Origin of the sequence: Kitasatospora sp. MAP5-34 (genome assembly GCF_029894335.1) — a bacterium.
GTDB lineage: Bacteria > Actinomycetota > Actinomycetes > Streptomycetales > Streptomycetaceae > Kitasatospora.
This window is the reverse complement of record NZ_JARXZC010000034.1, coordinates 1-18,207: the sequence shown is the minus strand read 5'-3', so window position 1 is coordinate 18,207 and position 18,207 is coordinate 1. Positions and strand designations below refer to the sequence as shown.

At 72.0% G+C, this 18,207-nt stretch carries 15 protein-coding genes; 7 read left to right on the top strand and 8 right to left on the bottom strand.

All coding sequences use genetic code 11. The annotated features are described in order from the left end of the window. The first annotated feature begins 70 nt into the window (after positions 1-70). The 6 genes from P3T29_RS24310 (at position 71) to P3T29_RS24285 (ending at position 5,050) form a co-directional block, all read left to right on the top strand. A complete protein-coding gene (locus P3T29_RS24310) occupies positions 71-877 on the top strand; it encodes an ABC transporter ATP-binding protein (RefSeq protein ID WP_280718738.1) in 807 nt (268 codons plus the stop codon). Next, positions 864-1,784: an ABC transporter permease gene (locus P3T29_RS24305; RefSeq protein WP_280718737.1), complete on the top strand. Its 921-nt coding sequence runs from the start codon at positions 864-866 to the stop codon at positions 1,782-1,784. The genes P3T29_RS24310 and P3T29_RS24305 overlap by 14 nt, the downstream gene beginning before the upstream one ends. Next, on the top strand, positions 1,784-2,539 hold the full coding sequence (locus P3T29_RS24300) for a sirohydrochlorin chelatase (RefSeq protein WP_280718736.1): 756 nt from the start codon (positions 1,784-1,786) through the stop codon (positions 2,537-2,539). Before P3T29_RS24305 ends, P3T29_RS24300 begins: the two co-directional genes overlap by 1 nt. A 188-nt stretch (positions 2,540-2,727) precedes the next feature. Then, positions 2,728-4,104: a serine hydrolase domain-containing protein gene (locus tag P3T29_RS24295; protein ID WP_280718735.1), complete on the top strand. Its 1,377-nt coding sequence runs from the start codon at positions 2,728-2,730 to the stop codon at positions 4,102-4,104. Positions 4,105-4,230: 126 nt separating this feature from the next. Further along, on the top strand, positions 4,231-4,443 hold the full coding sequence (locus tag P3T29_RS24290; RefSeq protein ID WP_280718734.1) for a cold-shock protein: 213 nt from the start codon (positions 4,231-4,233) through the stop codon (positions 4,441-4,443). A 127-nt stretch (positions 4,444-4,570) separates the two neighbouring features. Beyond that, positions 4,571-5,050: a DUF6328 family protein gene (locus P3T29_RS24285; protein WP_280718733.1), complete on the top strand. Its 480-nt coding sequence runs from the start codon at positions 4,571-4,573 to the stop codon at positions 5,048-5,050. A 108-nt stretch (positions 5,051-5,158) separates the two neighbouring features. Here the strand turns inward: P3T29_RS24285 and P3T29_RS24280 are convergent, their stop codons facing one another. From P3T29_RS24280 to P3T29_RS24250, 7 genes are all read right to left on the bottom strand, one after another. Beyond that, positions 5,159-5,758 (bottom strand): hypothetical protein, encoded by a 600-nt coding sequence (locus tag P3T29_RS24280; protein WP_280718732.1) that lies wholly within the window; start codon positions 5,756-5,758, stop codon positions 5,159-5,161. Positions 5,759-5,963: 205 nt separating this feature from the next. Beyond that, a complete protein-coding gene (locus P3T29_RS24275) occupies positions 5,964-6,377 on the bottom strand; it encodes a hypothetical protein (RefSeq protein WP_280718731.1) in 414 nt (137 codons plus the stop codon). Then, positions 6,374-10,129, bottom strand: a complete 3,756-nt coding sequence (locus tag P3T29_RS24270) for an AAA domain-containing protein (RefSeq protein WP_280718730.1) — start codon at positions 10,127-10,129, stop codon at positions 6,374-6,376. Before P3T29_RS24270 ends, P3T29_RS24275 begins: the two co-directional genes overlap by 4 nt. Next, positions 10,126-10,545, bottom strand: coding sequence for a hypothetical protein (locus P3T29_RS24265; protein WP_280718729.1), 420 nt, complete (start codon positions 10,543-10,545; stop codon positions 10,126-10,128). Before P3T29_RS24265 ends, P3T29_RS24270 begins: the two co-directional genes overlap by 4 nt. Positions 10,546-11,053: 508 nt before the next feature. Further along, positions 11,054-12,802: a DEAD/DEAH box helicase gene (locus P3T29_RS24260; protein WP_280718728.1), complete on the bottom strand. Its 1,749-nt coding sequence runs from the start codon at positions 12,800-12,802 to the stop codon at positions 11,054-11,056. Positions 12,803-12,993: 191 nt separating this feature from the next. Continuing rightward, the gene (locus P3T29_RS24255; protein WP_280718727.1) at positions 12,994-13,197 is read right to left on the bottom strand and encodes a cold-shock protein; all 204 of its coding nucleotides are present in this window, start codon (positions 13,195-13,197) and stop codon (positions 12,994-12,996) included. A 335-nt stretch (positions 13,198-13,532) separates the two neighbouring features. Next, positions 13,533-15,701: an MMPL family transporter gene (locus P3T29_RS24250; protein WP_280718726.1), complete on the bottom strand. Its 2,169-nt coding sequence runs from the start codon at positions 15,699-15,701 to the stop codon at positions 13,533-13,535. Positions 15,702-16,148: 447 nt separating this feature from the next. Between P3T29_RS24250 and P3T29_RS24245 the strand changes: the two genes are divergently transcribed. Then, on the top strand, positions 16,149-17,036 hold the full coding sequence (locus tag P3T29_RS24245; protein WP_280718725.1) for an aminoglycoside phosphotransferase family protein: 888 nt from the start codon (positions 16,149-16,151) through the stop codon (positions 17,034-17,036). 176 nt (positions 17,037-17,212) lie between these two features. Here P3T29_RS24245 and P3T29_RS24240 read toward each other — a convergent pair whose 3' ends face one another. Then, the gene (locus P3T29_RS24240) at positions 17,213-17,914 is read right to left on the bottom strand and encodes an exonuclease domain-containing protein (RefSeq protein ID WP_280718724.1); all 702 of its coding nucleotides are present in this window, start codon (positions 17,912-17,914) and stop codon (positions 17,213-17,215) included. Positions 17,915-18,207: the final 293 nt, after the last annotated feature.

The following is an 18,207-nucleotide window of genomic DNA, read 5'->3' as shown; positions in this document are numbered from 1 at the left end:
GCTCCCAGCCAAGCTCAGCGCCAAGCTCACCGCCCGACTCGCCGGACCACTCAAAGCAGGAGGTGCCCAGATGTCCCAGGTACTGACCACCATCTCGGAGAACGCCCCCCGCGTCGAGGCGCCGGACGGCCCGCCCGCCATCCGCATCTCGCACGTGCACAAGTCCTTCGGCCGCCCCGGCGCCGCAAACCACGTGATCGACGACATCTGCCTCGATGTCGCCCCCGGCGAGTTCGTCACCCTGCTCGGCGCCTCCGGCTGCGGCAAGTCGACCCTGCTCAACCTGGTCGCCGGGCTCGACAAGCCCACCGCCGGGACCATCGAGGTCCCGGGTGCCCGTCCCGCCCTGATGTTCCAGGAGCACGCGCTCTTCCCCTGGCTCACGGCCGGGAAGAACATCGAACTGGCGCTGCGGCTGGCCGGTGTGGCCCGCGCCGAGCGCCGCGCCGAGGCCGAGCGCCTGCTCGACCTCGTCCGGCTCGGCGGCGCGTACGGCAAGCGCGTGCACGAGCTCTCCGGCGGCATGCGCCAGCGCGTGGCCCTGGCCCGCTCGCTCGCCCAGGGCAGCAACGTCCTGCTGATGGACGAGCCGTTCGCCGCCCTCGACGCCATCACCCGCGACGTGCTGCACGACGAGATCACCCGGATCTGGGCCGAACGCAAGCTCACCGTCCTGTTCGTCACCCACAACGTGCGCGAAGCCGTCCGGCTCGCGCAGCGCGTGGTCCTGCTCTCCTCCCGCCCCGGCCGGGTCGCCCGCGAGTGGCAGATCGACCTCCCGCAGCCGCGCCGGATCGAGTCGGCCGGCGTCGCGGAGCTTTCCATCGAGATCACCGAAGAACTGCGTGGGGAGATCCGCCGCCATGTCCAGCACTGACACCTCCCCCGCCCCGAACCCCGCACCGAACCCCGCACCCGCCGCCCCGGCGACCACCGACGACCTGGGAGCGGGCCTCGACGCGCTCGACGCCGTCGTCCTGCAGCGCGTCCCGCTCAGCGAGACGCTGCGCAAGAAGGTGCTGCCGCCGGTGCTCGCCGTCGTGCTGGTGCTCGGCGCCTGGCAGCTCGCCTTCGACCTCAAGCTCACCGACTCCTACAAGCTGCCCAGCCCCGCCATGGTCTGGCAGAGCCTGGTCGACCTCTGGCAGGCCGGCACACTCTTCTCGATCATCTGGACCAGCCTGTGGCGCGGCGTCTCCGGCTTCGCCGCCGCCGTGGTGATCGGCACCCCGATCGGCCTGCTGGTCGCCCGGGTCAAGCCCGTCCGCACCGCGATCGGCCCGATCCTCTCCGGCCTGCAGTCGCTGCCCTCGGTCGCCTGGGTCCCCGCCGCCGTCATCTGGCTCGGCATCAACGACCAGATGATGTTCGCCGTGATCCTGCTCGGCGCCGTCCCCTCCATCGCCAACGGCCTGGTGGCCGGCATCGACCAGGTCCCGCCGCTCTTCCTGCGCGCCGGCCGGACGATGGGCGCCACCGGCTTCGCCGGCGCCCGGCACGTCCTGCTGCCCGCCGCCCTCCCCGGCTACCTGGCCGGCCTCAAGCAGGGCTGGGCCTTCGCCTGGCGCTCCCTGATGGCCGCCGAACTCGTCGCCTCCTCCCCCGACCTGGGCCTCGGCCTCGGCCGCTACCTGGAGAACCAGCGCGAACAGAACGACATGCCCGGCGTGCTGCTCGGCATCGTCATCATCCTGTTCGTCGGCATCGCCATCGACCTGCTGGTCTTCTCCCCGATCGAACGCCGCGTGCTGCGCAGCCGTGGCCTGCTGGCCGGCAGCCGCTGATGCGCGGCTCTCCGACGTACAGCTCCCCTGCCCTGCTGCTGATCGCCCACGGCAGCCGGGACCCCCGGCACGCCGCCACCGTGGAGGCGCTGGCCGGGCGGCTCCGGCTGCTGCGGCCCTCGGCGGAGATCGCCACCGCGTACCTGGAGCACTGCGCCCCGCGCGTCCCGCAGGTCGTCGGCCGGCTCGACGGCGCGGCGGTGGCCGTGCCGCTGCTACTCGGACGGGCCTTCCACGCCAAGAGCGACATCCCGGCCGCGCTGCGGGCGGCCGGCGCGGACCTCCCGCTCGCGGACGTGCTCGGCCCGTCCCCGCTGCTGCTCGACGCGCTGGACCGGCGGCTCGCCGAGACCGGGCTCGACGTACGCTCCGCCGCCGTCCGCGCCCGGACGGGCGTCGTGCTCGCCGCCGCCGGGTCCTCGGACCGGACGGCCAACGCCACCACCCGCGCGGTCGCCGCCGAGTGGCAGCGCACCCGTGGCTGGGCTGCCGTCGAGGTCGCGTACGCCTCGGCCGCTCCCCCGCAGGTGCCCGACGCCGTGTCAGCCCTGCGCGCCCGGGGCATCGCCCGGGTCGCCGTCGCGCCGTACCTGCTGGCGCCGGGAGTCCTCCCGGACCGCATCGCCGACGCGGCGGGCGACGCGGACATCGTCGCGCCCGTCCTCGGCGCGGCCCCCGAAATCGCCCGCCTGCTGCTCCAGCGCTACGACCAGGCCCGCCTGGCCGTCCCGGCCGCACCCGCACTCAGCGCCTGACCGGTCCTTCATCCGCCCACCACTTGCTGGTCGGTCTCAGGACGCCTTGCGGTGCTGGTACTCCGCCACGGCCGCCGTGATCACGGCCGCCGCAGGCAACGGGCCGGGCGGTAATTGGGAGCAGGCCCGACCGGGGCCGGGGTAGGGTCGGTCGGTTCAGGTCGGACGAGACAGGATCGAGGAGTCAGATGGCCCTTCCCCCCGAGGAGTTGCTCGCCGGAACCCGCCGAGCTCTGCTGCACCGGCTGGCCGTCGGGCAGGCGGAGGGGCGGACACCGTCCCTGGTGGGCGCGGTGGTCCGGGGTGGACACCCGGTCTGGACGGACGGCCGGAGCATGATCGACGGTCACGCCCCGGACGACGACGTGCAGTACCGGATCGGGTCGATCACCAAGAGTTTCGTCGCGGTGCTGGTGATGCGGCTTCGTGACGAGGGGCTGCTGAGCCTGACCGATCCGCTGGAGCAGCACCTCCCCGGTACTGCGGCCGGTCGGCTGACGATCGCCCAGTTGCTCGCCCACACCTCCGGGCTGGCCTCCGAGACGCCGGGGCCGTGGTGGGAGCGGACCACCGGGACGCTGCGGCCCGAGCTCGCGGACGTGCTCGGCGAGCAGCCGGTGCGGCACCCGGCCGGGAGCCGGTTCCACTACTCCAACCCCGGGTTCGCGCTGCTGGGCGCCTTGGTCGAGCGGCTGCGCGGGGAGCCGTGGGGCGAGGTACTGCGCCGGGAGGTGCTGGAGCCGCTCGGCCTGACCCGGACCACTCTGGCGCCGCAGGCGCCGCACGCCGGAGGTTTCGCGGTTCACCCGTGGGCCGATGTCATGCTGCCGGAGCCCCTTGAGGACACCGAGGTGATGGCACCGGCCGGGCAACTCTGGTCCACGGCCGCCGACCTGTGCCGCTGGGCCGCGTTTCTCGCCGCCGGCGACGAGTTGGTGCTGAGCCCCGGCAGCATCGCCGAGATGCGGCGTCCCGCCTCGGAGCCCGACGGCGCGGAGTGGACCTCGGCGTACGGGTTCGGCCTGCAACTGCTGCGCCGGGACGGCCGCGTGCTGTACGGGCACACCGGTTCGATGCCCGGCTTCCTGGCCACCCTCTGGGTGAGCGCGCAGGACGACGTGAGCGCCGTCGTCCTGGCCAACGCGACCTCCGGGACACCGGTCGGGGAGATCGCCGCCGACCTGATCCGGATCGTCGTCGAGCACGAACCGCGCTTCCCGGCGCCGTGGCGCCCACTGCCCGAGGCCGACCCGGAGCTTCTCGCGCTGACCGGTCCCTGGTACTGGGGGGCGTCGCCGCACATCCTCCGCCTGCGCGCGGACCGCGCCCTGGAACTCGCACCGCTGAACGGACCGGGCCGGGGCGCCGGCTTCCGAGCCGAGGCGGACGGCACCTGGACCGGCCTGGACGGCTACTACGCGGGCGAGACCCTCCGGGTGGTCCGGGCGGCGGACGGCACGGCGAGCCACCTCGACATCGGCAGCTTCGTGCTGACCCGCGCACCGTACGACCCCGGCACGCCGATCCCGGGCGGAGTCGACCCGGGCGGCTGGCGGGCGTACTGACGGTCAGTCCGTTCCTTACGTTTCGTCAGGTTCCGTGCGCGGACCGCTACGGCTGAGGCATGATCAGTTCGGTCAACGGGCGGCCGGCGCGGCCGTCACGTCGTACGGACGATTCCAGGAGCAGGCATGGCAGACAGGCAGCGCGGCACGGTGAAGTGGTTCAACGACGAGAAGGGCTTCGGCTTCATCACCCCGGAGGGTGGCGGCGATGACCTCTTCGTGCACTTCAGGGCGATCGAATCGGAGGGCTTCAAGTCCCTCGCGGAGGGGCAGGCCGTCTCGTTCGTCCCCGAGAAGGGGCAGAAGGGCATGCAAGCCGCACAGGTCCGGGCCGAGTGAGCTGAGGCATCCGGTGGGGCGGCCGCAGCCCGCTGCCCCACCGGTCACGGTCCGAGGGTGGTGAGCGCGCCTGATCACCGCCGGAAACGAGTGGCCGCCGCACTGGCACCGGGAGAGGGTTTGGCTCATGACCGTACAGCCGGAGGGCACCCCACCACCGCGTCACGAGACCGCCGACGAGCGGGCCGACCGGAACCTGATCGAGCTGCTCCAGGAGCTGCGGGTCCTGCAGACCGGTGTGCAGATCGTCTTCGCGTTCCTGCTCGGGGTGGCGTTCACCGACCGCTTCGCGCGGCTCGACGACGCGCAGCAGGACATCTACGTCGCGACCCTGCTGCTCACCGTCGTCGCATCGGCGGTCCTGGCCACCCCCGTGGCCGTGCACCGGGGCCTGTTCCACCGGGGCGCCAAACAGCGGATCGTGGCCCTGTCCACCAAGCTCACCCAGGCCGGGCTGGTCTTCCTCGCCCTGGCGCTCAACGGCGCCGTCCTGCTGCTGACCGACGTCGTACTCGGCCGCACCCTGGCGATCACGATCACCTCCGGCAGCGCGCTGATGTTCACCGGGCTCTGGTTCGTCCTGCCCTGGGCGCTGCGGCGGCCCTGACTGGCAGGTGTTGATCGCCTGAAGGCAGGCTGCCTGCCCGTCTGTTCACCCGCCGGGCAGGCGGGCAGGCAGGCAGGCAGGCCATGGAGCGGGCAGGCCGTGGAGCCGCTACGCCTCGGGCCGGGCCGCCCGGAAGCGCGCTTCGAGATCGGCGAGCGCGGCCCGCTCCGCGAGGCTGCTGAGCGTCGGCCGCCCAGCCCGCAGGTCGTCCTCGCTCGCGTACCTGAGCGGCGGCTCCAGCCACTTCCAGGCCGCCGCCGCGCAAGCCCGGGGGTAGGGCGTCCCGTCCTCGACCACCCGGAGCAGGTCCTCCAGCACCCGGCGCCGGCTCACCGCCGGTACCAGCAGGGCGGCGAACCAGCGCGGCGAGCTCGGACCGTCGTCGTGGACCAGCGCCGACAGCACCCGCTCGTAGTGCCGCTCGACCAGCGCGCGGTTCCCGGTCAGCGCCCGCACGGCCGACTGCCGCTTGTGGCCGATCCGGTGGTACTGCGGGAAGAGCGGCTCCCGCTCCGCCAGCGCGGCGATCCGCGGGTCCTCCGGCTCGGCCCACTCCAGGCGGAGCGCCGCCAGCAGGCTGTCGAGGTGGCTCTCCTGCAGCATCAGCCGCGCACCCTGATCCATCTCCCGTACATCCGTCCCTCGGAGAGCCGGTCCGGCCCGGTTGTCGAACGGTGAGGCCGCCCGCGCCTGGCGGCCGGACTTCATCCGAACAGACTACTCAACCCCTACCGGAGGAGGAGCCTGGGCACGACCGGGTCCGTGACGGCCTGTGGTGGCCGATACGCACGGTATACAAATGGTCTCGTTCGTCGCCGGGCAAGGGCAGAAGGGCACGCAGGCCGCACCGGTCCGGTCCGGGTGACCCGCCGTCTGGAAGGCCCGGCGGCACGGGATCTGCCGCGGGTCCCGCTTACCCGGAGAGTTCCTGGACCACCCCTCGCGGCTCGACATAGAAGACTTTCGGATTGCGGTTGTGCGGGCCGTATCCGGTGTTGCCCCTCAGCAGCAGGTAGGCGCCGGGCCGCACCTGTCGTCCCTCGAACCAGGTGTCCTGGGCCGTCCCGGTGTCGTGCCAGACCACGATGGCCTTCGATCCGGTCCGGGCGCGCTGGTAGACCCGCGTCACCTGGGCGAGATGGACGCCTTGAGCGCGAAGAGCGGGCAGGTCGCGCTGGAGGCAGGCCCAGGCTTCGGCCCGGGCGATGTGCCGAAGACGCTCGCGGCGGCGTCGGCGGCGGACGGCCAGGATGGCCAGCAGCATCGCCGCAGCGCCGAGGAGCGGGCCGGGTACGGATGGCAACGTGCCGTCTGCGAGCGGGATCACCGGCCACCAACCTCCTGGGCCACGGCCTCCGGCTGCTCCACGCAGCGCCATGCGGGAACCAGCAGGGCACGATCGGCGCCGGACTTCTCCAGCAGCACACACCGCTGCCGCAGCAGGAGCATCGCCCGCGCCCGTTCCTGGGCCGAGCGGGAGAGCTCCGGCTCGTCGATGACGACGGCGACGGTGCCCAGAGCGGTGCGGACCATGAAGTCGCACCTGTAGCCGCCGATCCGTGCATCGCGCTCGAAGTCCAGACGGCGGGCCCGGAAGGCCTGGTGGAGGAGGTCCGCCGAGGTGTTCGCGGCCGACGGCGTCGCGAGGTCCGGGGACGCCGCGTGCGCGGCGGGGCCGGCCGAGGCAGCGACCCGCAGGAGATCCTTCACTGGGCCGGTCTGCTGAGCCCAGTAGTCACGGTCCCCCAGTACGACCAGCACGGACTTGGCCCGGGTGATCGCCACGTTCCACAGACTCGCCTGGGAGAGCAGCCAGTTCAGACTGCCCTGCTGGATCCCCGGTGCCGCGACGAGTGAGAAGACCATCAGGTCCTTCTCGTCCCCCTGGAACGTGTGGATGGTGCCCACCGTGACCCGGTCCCTCAGCTCCTGCGGAACACTGCGTTCCAGCAGGGCGCGCTGTGGCGCGAACGGGGTGACCACGCCGATCTTCCCGTCGGCCGGCAGCAGCCCGGCGGCATGCCGGAGCACTCGCGGAAGTGCCGCCGCCTCGGCGTGGTTGACCCAGGAGCTGCCCGACGGCTCGGCTCTGCTCCCGGGTGTGTCCGCCCAGCGCACGGCCGGGTCCATCCGGCAGGCCAGCCGGGACGGATCGGTGAGCACCTGGAGCTGCCTCCGGTAGAACCGCTCGTTGACGACGCCCGCGATGTCGGGGTGGCAGCGGTAGTGCTCGTCCAGCAGCAGGACCTCGCCGGCGGCCTCCGCGAAGGCGTCGAAGGCCGAGTGCTCGCGGAAGTCGAGCCGGCGCTCGGAAATCCACTCGGCGGACAGCCCCGAGGCTCGGCGGAGCCCATCCGCCCGCTCCGCCTCGATGGTCGCGATGTGGCGCAACTGCTGCGGGTCACCGATGATCAGGGCGCGTTTCGCCCGGAGCAGCAACGGCAGCACGGCCGGGATCGAACACTGGCTGGCCTCGTCGATCACCACCAGGTCGAACAGCGCCGCCCGGGGCGGCAGCCTGCGGGCCGACAGCGAGCTGACCGCCCAGGCCCGCACGTACGGCAGCATCTCGGCAAAGCCGTCCCAGCTTCTGCGTGCGTTGACCTGGAGCCGTACGATGCGACGCTCGATCGCGGGCCGCCCCTGGACGAGCGCGTCCGCCACCACGGCACGTACGAGATCACCGCCGGCGAGCCGTCGCTCCTCCTGAAGGTCGAGGAGTTCCCCGGCCTGCAGATCGAGCAGAACAGCCGCCGCAGGCTCGGCGGCCGCCTCCAGGCGGCGTTCTTCGGCGGCAAGCAGCTTCGCGAGGGCGCTCAGCCGTTCCTCGTCCAGATCGATTCCGAGCTCGCGCCGCACCTTCCGCTGGTTCCAGTTCGCACGGACTCCGCTGCCGGCCGCACGTTCCGCCGCCCTGCGCCAACGGCCGAGCCAGCCGGGGTCGGACAGTTGTGCAGGGAGCGAGTCGAGGTCCCAGCCGAGTACGGCGGCGTGGTCCCGGAGCGCGAGCCATGCCTCGTACCGGCGGCCCTCCGCACGGGCTCGCGCCGCGAGAGCGGCACGAGCCCGGTCGACCCGCTGCTCGACGAGTCGGAGGCCGTGCGCGGCGGTCGCGGGGCTGAGCCCGGGTTGCGCGGTCTGCATCAGCAGCTTGCCGAGCAGCTCGGGTTCCTGCTCCCGGTACCTCTGGGCGCCGGTTCTGATGATGCTGCCGGGGACCAGCTCGCCGACCCGGGTGGCGACGACGTCGACGGCCTGGTTGTTGGTGGAGGCGACCAGCACGGTCTGTCCGGCCGCGACCGCCGTGGTCACGACCGCAGCGACGAGCTCGCTCTTGCCGGTGCCGGGGGGACCGGTGGCGACGGTGAGGCGACGTGACATCGCAGACTGCAGAACCGCCTCCTGTCCCTGGTTGAGCGGCTTTCCGGCGGACACCAGCTGCCACGGGCGCGGGTCGCCCTTCCGGGCGTCGTCAGGGCCGCCCAGACCGCTGAGCGCCGTCGTGGCGAGCCTCGCGGGCTGGTCGATCAGCTCCTTGTCGAAGTCTTCGAGCAGGCCGCTGGACGCGCTGCTCCCGGGATCGGCCAGGTAGAGGACGGCTGCGTTCTGCGCGCCTTCCTGACGTGGGGTCAACTCCAGGTCCGGGCGGAGAGCGGCGGCGTCGACGGCGTGCCGGGCGGGTAGGTCCGTGATGGTCAGGAGATTGGCGATCTGCGAGGTCAACGCCGCATGGTCGCCCTGCGGCCACTGCATCGAGAACCAGGCCTCGATCTCCTCCAGCTCCCCGGCGGAGACTCCGGTCACCGCTTGCAGGGCGCCCAGGTTGAGGGTGAAGTCCCCGACCGGGACGAGCTCCGGCTCGCCTGCCCCGTCCTGGCGCATCTCCAAGTCGACGGTGAGCAGCGGGGCCAGGCCCCAGTCCGAGTCACGGCTCTGCTTTCTGCCCTTGGGTCCGGACAGCACCACCGGGTAGCCGTAGCGAAGTTGCTGTCCCGCTGCGACGCCCCGGGCCACGATCCCGGTGAGCTCCCCGCGCACCGCGAGCCGCCCCGCCGCGCCGCTGAGAACTTCCTCCGGCCCGCCGGGAACGAGGGCGAAGCGGTCGGCACTCTTCAAGGGGAGGATTTCGCTCAGCGCACCCTCCCGGAGCAGGCAGTCGCGGTAGTAGTGCAGGAGCCGCTGCCAGCGCACGGCGTCGAACGGCGCGTCGGCGGGATCGTCCGGCTCGCCGGCGGCCGTCGCGACGCTCTGTGCGGGCGAGCCGGCACTGCGACGCCGTGCCTGTTCCGGCTGCTGGGCCCGCGCGTTCGCGGGGCCGTTCGCAGGGCCGGCCGGTGGACCGCCCCGGCGCGCCTTCTGCGCGATCCGGATCGCTCCCTGCCGGGTCAGCTCGAAGTTCGTCGGCCGCTGCGCCTCCTCGGCGAGGGCCTGCTCCACGTGGTCGGCGAGATCGGAGGAGCTGATCCACCCGTCGAGGTCGCTGTCCACGGCGTTCCGCAGGCCGTCCACCACCGCCTTGGTGAACACGGACGGCTGCGCGATCCCGGCCTGCGGTGCCGGTTCCAGCGCTTGCTGGGTGGGCCCGGCGGCCGCGAGGATGTGGGTGCCCTGACTGTCCTTGAAATGCGCGGGAAGGTCCAGCGAGTCGGCGGACGACCGCCCGGCGAACCCGTCGGCCACCGCCCCGCTGTAGCAGCAGTCGAGCAGCACCATCTTGCTGCCCGCTTTGCTGCTGCGGAGGAAACTACGCAGGTCCTGGGCGGAGACAGCAGTCGACACCGGTGTCTCCCGGCGCGTCTGCCGGACCGCGAAGTACAGTTCGCCGCCGAGAGACTTGAAGCCGTGGCCGGAGAGGTGGATCAGGACCGTGTCACCGCGCCGAGTCCCCTGGATGAGCGTCTCCAAGGCTGACTCGATCTGCTCCTTGGTGGCATCGAGCAGTACCTGGACCTCGAACGCGCCGACGAGCGGGTCCTCCAGCAACCCCTGGAGCAGCCTCACGTCCTCACGTGCTCCGGGCAGGTCGTGCAGGCCCGGATCGGTGTACCGCGTCGTCCCGATGAGCAGGGCGCGCCTCATCCCCGGGGCTCTCGGTCCTCGCCGAGCGCCCGGGGCTCCCGGTCCTCGTCGAGGCAGGCGGTGATGAACCGCTCGGCGAGGTCCTTCATGTCCGCAGTGGGCAGCGCAGTCAGCTCCAGCCGGTTGTCACCCTTCACCAGCACCACGCTGCGCTGCCCGGCACGTGCCAACCACGCCTGGATCGTGGCGGCGGTGTGCTGGAACAGAGGAGGCGCGATCGCCACCAGCAGCGCTCCGAGTGCGGCCGTCCCGGCGGAACGTGCCCCGGCAGGAGACGCCATCGACGGCGTCCGCAGCTCATCCACACCTGCGGCGGACAATTCCTCCAGCAACGAGCGGGTGAGCTCCTCAAGCTCCTCGGGAGCAAGATCCTCCACGCCGCCGAGCCGTACTTCGAGCCACAGTGCCGCTGCCATGCTCTCCCCCTTGACATAGCTCTGGACCTGCCGCGGCAAAGCCGGTAGGACGGCCACCGAAGCGCCCCGCCCGATCCTGCCCGGAACAGGTACAGCAGATGATGGACCGCACACCGGCGTACGGTGAAACGGAACAGCGGTGAGTGTACGCAGCACCGATGGTTTTCGGCCACCCCCTCCGGCCACCCCCTCCGGCCACCCCCTCCGGCCCCCTCCCGACGGCCACCCGGGGTCGGCAGCCGGGCGGCGCTGCTGACGGACGTCGTCCTCGGCCGGACCCCGGCCATCGCGATCACCACAGCCAGCGCGCTGATGTTCACCGGGCTCTGGTTCGTCCTGCCCTGGGCGCTGCGGCGGCCCTGACTGGCAGTCAGGCAGTCAGGCAGTCAGGCAGTCAGGCAGCACGGAAACGCCGCAGGGGCACCGGATCACGTGGATCCGGTGCCCCTGCGGCGTGGCCTTGAACCGACCGAGAGTCCGACCGAAAGACCGGCCGACCGACCGAACGTCAGTCGGACTTGCGGCGCTGGCGGCCGGTGCCGTAGTTGGAGCCGCTCCGGGAGCCGGAGCCCGGCTTCGAACCGGCTGAGGACTTGCCCAGGAAGCCGGCCGCCGTACGGGCGCCGCCACCGGTGCCGCCGCTCGCGCCGCCACCGCCCGCGCCCATCCGCTGCTTGGGGCGGGGGCGACGCGCGTTGCCGTTGATGTCCACGTCGGCGGGCAGGCCGGAACGCTTGACCGGACGGCGGCGCGGGGCGCCGGCGGCCGCCGGGGCGGGCGCGGCCGCTGCGGGCAGCGCGACGGTGACCGCGACACCCGAAGGCGTACGGGCGCCGGTGATCCGGGCCAGCTCGGCGTCGCCGGGGCGCACCTTGGTGGTGGTCGGGCGGATGCCCGCCACCGTCATCAGCTTGCTGACGTCGCGGCGCTGCTCGGGCAGCACCAGCGTGACGACCGTGCCGGACTCGCCGGCCCGGGCGGTGCGGCCGCCACGGTGCAGGTAGTCCTTGTGGTCGATCGGCGGGTCGACGTTCACGACCAGGTCGAGGCCGTCGATGTGGATGCCACGGGCCGCGACGTTGGTGGCGATCAGCGCGGTGAGGTGACCCTCACGGAACTGGTCGAGGGTCCGGTTGCGCTGCGGCTGGGACTTGCCACCGTGCAGCGCGGCGGCCCGCACACCGGTGGCGAGCAGCTGCTTGGCCAGGCGGTCGGCGCCGTGCTTGGTGTGCACGAACATGATCACGCCGCCCTCGCGGGAGGCGATGTGCGCCGCCACCGAGGCCTTGTCGGCGGCTTCGAGCTGCAGCACGTGGTGGTCCATGGTGGTCACCGCGCCGGCCGACGGGTCGACGGAGTGCGTCACCGGGTCGGTCAGGAAGCGGCGGACCAGCCGGTCCACGTTGCGGTCCAGGGTCGCGGAGAACAGCATCCGCTGCCCGCCCTCGGCGACCTGCTCCAGCAGCTTGGTGACCTGCGGCAGGAAGCCCATGTCGGCCATCTGGTCGGCCTCGTCGAGGACGGTGATCTGCACGTCGTCGAGCCGGACGTCCTGACGGTTGATCAGGTCGTCCAGGCGGCCGGGGGTGGCGACCAGGACCTCGGCGCCACGGCGGACGGCGTTGGCCTGCCGGGTGATCGACATGCCGCCGACCACGGTGGCGATCCGCAGGTTCACGGCGGTCGCGTACGGGGTCAGGGCGTCGGTGACCTGCTGGGCCAGCTCGCGGGTCGGCACCAGGACGAGTGCCAGCGGACGGCGGGCGTCGGCGCGCTTGCCGGCCGTGCGGGCCAGCAGCGCGAGGCCGAAGGCGAGGGTCTTGCCGGAGCCGGTACGGCCACGGCCGAGCACGTCGCGCCCGGCGATCGCGTCCGGCAGGGTGGCCGACTGGATCGGGAACGGCGCCGTGACGCCCTCGCGGGTCAGCGAGGAGAGCAGCCCCTTGGGCATCTCCAGCTCGGCGAAGGTCGCGGCCGGCGGGCGGGCCGGAGTGCCCTCGACGACGGCGAAGTCGGCGGGCGCCTCGACGGCACGCTCACGGGAGGAGCCGCCACGGCCACGGCCACCACCGGAGGCGGAACCGGAGCTGCGCAGACCGCCCTTGCTGGTACCGCTGCGCCGCTGAGCGTCACTGAACCCGCCGCTGCTGCTGGTGGCACCGGAACGGCCACGGCCGCCACTGCGGCCTGCCTGGCCGCCGCCGCCCTGGGGACGGCCTGCGGAACGGTCGCGCTGCGGGCGTGCTTGATCTGACATCCAGGATTCTCTTTCCTGATCGGCCGAAGGCCACGGGTACGAGGACGCCGTGGCGAAGGACCTGGTGGGGTCGGCCGACAGGAAAGGACTGCTGCGCCGCCTCGGCCGTTCGGCGGCATGCACGACGAGGGCCCGCACCGTGCGGTACGGGCCCTCGCTTCGCGCTGTGTGAGTCAGCTCAGTGGCTGGACTCAGATGGTGCGAATGTTCTCGGCCTGCGGGCCCTTCTGGCCCTGCGTCACGTCGAACTCGACGTGCTGGCCCTCCTGGAGCTCACGGAAGCCCTGGGCAGCGATGTTCGAGTAGTGGGCGAAGACGTCCGGGCCGCCACCCTCCTGCTCGATGAAGCCGAAGCCCTTTTCGCTGTTGAACCACTTCACGACGCCGGTAGCCATAACCGTCTCCTTCTCTGGGGCATCAGAGCCCACACCTCGTGGACTCCAAGTAGCCGCGATCCCCATCCGGAGACAAAACACCGGACAAAACAAATGCGCCTGTTGGTTGGTACCAGCAGGCGCACACGTACGTTCATGGGAACCAAAACTGCAACTGCTTCGACTGTAGCACGGTGCGGCCCGGGTGATCGAAGAAGTTTTCTTCACCACATCGGCCCCCGATCAGGTTTGCCGAAACGCCCGAGGGGGCACCCGGCGCGAGCACCGAGTACCCCCTCTGACCTGGGCAGGTCCTCCGCCCCGAAGTACCTCGAAGAGCGGAGCAGCACGGACCGTCAGCGACGACCGGCCGGCTCCGGATCGCCCTGGACGATGCGCAGCTCAGTGCGCTCGCCGTGGCCGGAGAGCTCCCCGTGACCGGGCCACCAGGCGGCCCGGCCGAGCAGCGCGGTGAGCGCCGGGGTGAAGAAGAGCGCCATCACGTAGGCCGAGACCGAGATGCCGAACGCGACCGAGAAACCGATCTCGCTGAACAGCACGTTCCCCGCCAGCAGCATGGTGGCGAAGGTGGCGGCCAGGATCCCGCCGGCCGCCGCGACGGTCGGACCGCCGTGCCGGATCGCCAGGCCGGCCGCCACCCGCGGGCTGTGGCCCTCGGCGGCCTCCTCACGGAGCCGGGCGATCATCAGGATGTTGTAGTCGGTGCCGATCGCCACCACGAAGAGGTAGATGAACATCGGCAGCATGAACATCAGGCCGGACTCGTGCTCCACGTGCTGGAAGAGCAGGCTGGTGGCGCCGACGGTGGCACCGAAGCCGAGCCCGACGGCCGCCATCAGGTACCAGGGCGCGACCACGCTGCGCAGCAGCAGGCCGAGGATCACCATGATCAACAGTGCGGCGATCGGGAAGACCAGCGAGTAGTCGCGGGCCATCGCGGTGTTGATGTCCTTGTAGACCGAGGTGATGCCGCCGACGTACACCTGGGTGCCCTGCGGAGCGGCGGCGTGCGCGGCGTCCCGGAGCTTGCCGACCGCGTCGATCGCGCCGTTGCTGGCCGGGTCGTCCTTGAGCAGCACGGTGAAGTCGGCCGTCTGGCCGTCCTTGCTCAGCTTGGGCTGGGGGACGACCTGGCCGACGCCGCTCACCTTGCCGAGGGTGGCCGTGAAGGAGGCGAAACCGGCCTTGTCGAGCGGGGTGCCGGCGGCGGAGGTCAGGTAGACCTCCGAGGGAGCGGACGCACCGGCCGAGAAGTTGGCCATCAGGGTGTTCTGGACGACCATCGACTCCTTGGTCTTCGGCATCGAGCCGGAGGCCAGGTCGAAGGTGCCCTTGAAGCCGAAGGCGCCGAGCGCGAGGACCACCATCAGGCCACCGGAGACGACGGCGACCAGCCCGGGCTTGCGCTGGACGGTGTTCCCCAGAGCGGCGAATCGGGCGTTCTTCGGCTCGCGCTGCCAGGCCCTGGACGGCCAGAACAGCACCTTCTCCGGGATCAGCGAGAGGATCGCGGGCACCAGCGTGATGGACGCCAGCGCGGTCACGAAGACGGCGATGGCCAGCGACGGGCCGAGCGCCTTGAACATGCCGAGGCTGGAGAGCAGCAGCACGCTGAACGCCACGATCACCGCGCCGGCCGCCGAGGCGATGGCCTCGCCGACCCGGCCGACCGCGTTGATCACGGCCGTCTTGCGGTCGTCACCGGCACGCAGCCGTTCCCGGTAGCGGAACATCAGGAAGAGGAAGTAGTCCGTCCCCACCCCGAACAGCACGATGATCAGAATGGCCGAGACCGAGCTGTCCGCGTTCAGGCCGAACGCCTTGCTCGCGTCCGCGATCAGGCCGTTGGCCACCATCGAGTAGACGGCGATCGACAGGACCGGCAGCAGCGCGATGATCGGGCTGCGGAAGATCAGGCCGAGCGTGAGCAGGATGATGCCGACGGTGCCGAACGCGATCAGCGCGTTGGCCAGCTTCGAGGAGTCCTGCTGGTCCAGGTTCTGCGCGGCCTGGCCGCCCAGCTGCACCTTCAGGTTGCTGCCGGAGGCGAGCGTCTTGGAGTCGTCGCGCAGCTTCTGCGCCGCGTCCACGGCCTTCGGGTCACGCTGGGAGTTCTTGTCGAACGCGATCATCGAGAGGGCGTACTTGCCGTCCTTCGACATCGCCTTCTCGCTGACCGGCAGGATCGTCTCGACCAGGTTGATGTGCTCGTCGGCGAGACCCTTGACCACCTTGTTCATGGCAGTCTGGTCGGCCTGGTCCAGCTTGCCGCCGTCGGTCCGCTCGAAGAGCAGCATCGCGGAGGGGGTGAAGTTGGCCGGGAACGCCTTCTCCTGCAGCACCGAGGCCTGGATGGACTCGTAGTGCTTGGGGAGGAAGCTGCTCTCGTCCGTCTGTGCGGTCAGCGTCGGCGCGCTGGCGACGATAGCTATCGCGGCGACGACCCACGCGGCGATCACCCACCATGCCCGTCTGACGACGAATTGTCCGATTCGGTGGAACATGCTCGTGTGCCTCCTGGGCATGGTTCACCGCAGCCCTGGGGGACGGGAAGCCGGGCGACGGCTGGACCGGGACGGAGCGGCGAGCTCTTAGCCGGTCGGCAGGTAAGTAAGTAAGTAAGTGTGAGCATCCTACGGCAGCTTGCTTGCCGCCCGGCAAGCGACCCCCGCCGGGTGTACGCCCCCTAGGAACCGCTGAAACCGGCCCCGCTCCATCCTGACCTGTGCCCACCCTTTCCCACCTCGTACTCCGGGTGGAGACGCCTACGCCTCAGGGTGGATCCCGCGACTCCCGCAAGCAGGAGAGACCCAGGGTCGAAGCCAGGGAAAACCCCTACTCGGGCCCTCCCCGATCGGTGCGCGGGCCTGAGCTCGGTGCGCGGGCCTGAGCCGGCGTCACCTCGGCCGGGCCTCGCTCCGCGCGAGGTTCGGCCTCGTACCCTGCGGGGTATGACCGCCGCCTTCGACGAACCACTCGCCCGGGCCCTGCTGGCCACCGCCTGTGCGGCGGCCGGGCTGCCGGACCCGGTGGACGCCCGGCTGCTGGCGCTCGGGGAGAACGCGGTGTTCGACCTCGGGCCGACGGCGGTGGTGGCGAAGGTCGGGCGGGGGCCCGGACTCGCCGAACGGGCCCGGCGTGAGCTGCTGGTGGCCCGGTGGCTCGACGGGCAGGGGGTGCCGGTGGTCCGCCCGTACCTGCCCGAACCGTGGCCGGCCGGCGGACACCCCGTCACCTTCTGGCACCGGCTCGCCCCGGCCGTGGCCCCGGCCCGGACCGCCGACCTCGCGCCGCTGCTGCTGGCCCTGCACCGGCTGCCCGAACCGCCCTTCCCGCTCGGGCGGCGCGACCTGCTGGGGCCGGTGGACCGCTGGCTGGCCGCCGCCGAAGGGCACCTCGACCCGGCGGACGCCGAGTTCCTGCGCCACCGCAAGGACGAGTTCGCCGCCGCACTGGACGGGCTGACGCCGGAGCTCACCCCCGGCGTGATCCACGGGGACGCACTGCCGCGCAACGTGCACGTCGGCCCGGACGGGCCCGTCCTGCTCGATCTGGAGACGGTCTCCGCCGACCTGCGGGAACACGATCTGGTGGTGCTCGCCCTGAGCCACGACCGCTACGGCGTCCCGGCCGAGGAGTACCGGGCCTTCACCGCCGGGTACGGCTGGGACGTCCGGGACTGGCCCGGCTTCGCGGTCCTGCGCGGCGCCCGGGAGACGGCGAGCGCCGCCTGGGTCGCCCAGCGGGTGCCGGGCAGCCCGGCGGCGGCCGCCGAGTTCCGCCGCCGGGTCGGCTCGCTCCGGGACGGCCGGGCGACCGTCCGCTGGTACCCCTTCTGAGACCGACCGGCAGATGGTGGGCGGCGTCGCGACGCTGCGCCAACTGCTGCCCCGGCTCGTCGCCCAGGGCTTCTTCCGTGGACTTCCCGGCGCTCTGAGAGCCTGGAAGTACACCCGTGGCCTGACCGGCACAGGTACACATCCAGGCGCTGAGACCGACCGGTAACCGGCGGCGGCTACCTGATCGGCCAGCGCTGGTCGACGACCGCCTCGGCGTCCTTGCCCTTGCGGAGCCAGGACTGCAGGCCCTCGGCCCAGTCCCGGTACCAACCGGCCTGACGCCCGTGCAGCTCGTCCGGTGTCAGGTCGCCGACCTGCGCCGGATAGCGCTCGCCGAGGGCCACCGCGACCCGGACGGCGGCCAGGGCGTCGCTGCCGGCCTCGTGGGCGTCCGCCAGCTCGACCCCGTACACCGTGCAGACGTGCTGCAGCGTCCGGGAGCCCTTGCGGTACTTGTCGACCGAGCGGTCGATCACCAGCGCGTCCACCACCGGGCCGACACTGCCGCCGAGCCGCTCGGCGAGGTCCGGGAGGCCGTACCGGCGCAGCTCGGCGTCGAGCAGCGAGAGGTCGAAGGGGGCGTTGAAGGCGACCACCGGCCGTCCGGCCGCCAACCGGGCGCAGAGCGCCTCGGCTATCTCCTCGACGGCCTCGGCCGGCTTGCGGCCCTTGGCCCGGACCTGGTCGTCGGTGATGCCGTGGATCGCCGCGGCCTCCGCCGGGATCGGCACGCCCGGGTCGATCAGCCAGTTGGTGACCAGCTCGAGGTGACCGCCGAGGGTGTCCACCAGCGCGGCGGTGACGATCCGGGACTCGGCCGGATCGGTGCCCGTGGTCTCCAGGTCGAAGCCGACCAGTGGCTCCTTCCACCAGCTCATGCGGGGTGTCCTTCCATCCGTCGGTCGTCGTGTCCGGACCATCATCGCTGGTGCCTGTGACAAGCCGGGAAAAGCCGGGCTCCGGCTCCCGGTCGCGAACCGCTCTGACGAGGTGTGGACCGTCATGATCGGCGCGAGGGAGCCGGAGCCCGGGGAGAGCTCGCGGGTTCGGGAGCCCGTCAGACCGCTGCGGCGAAGAGCCCCCGGCCGAGCCAGTCGGCGCTGTCCTTGGCGCCCGGCAGGGCGAAGAAGTAGCCGCCGCCCGTGGGTGAGATGTAGTCGACCAGCGGTTC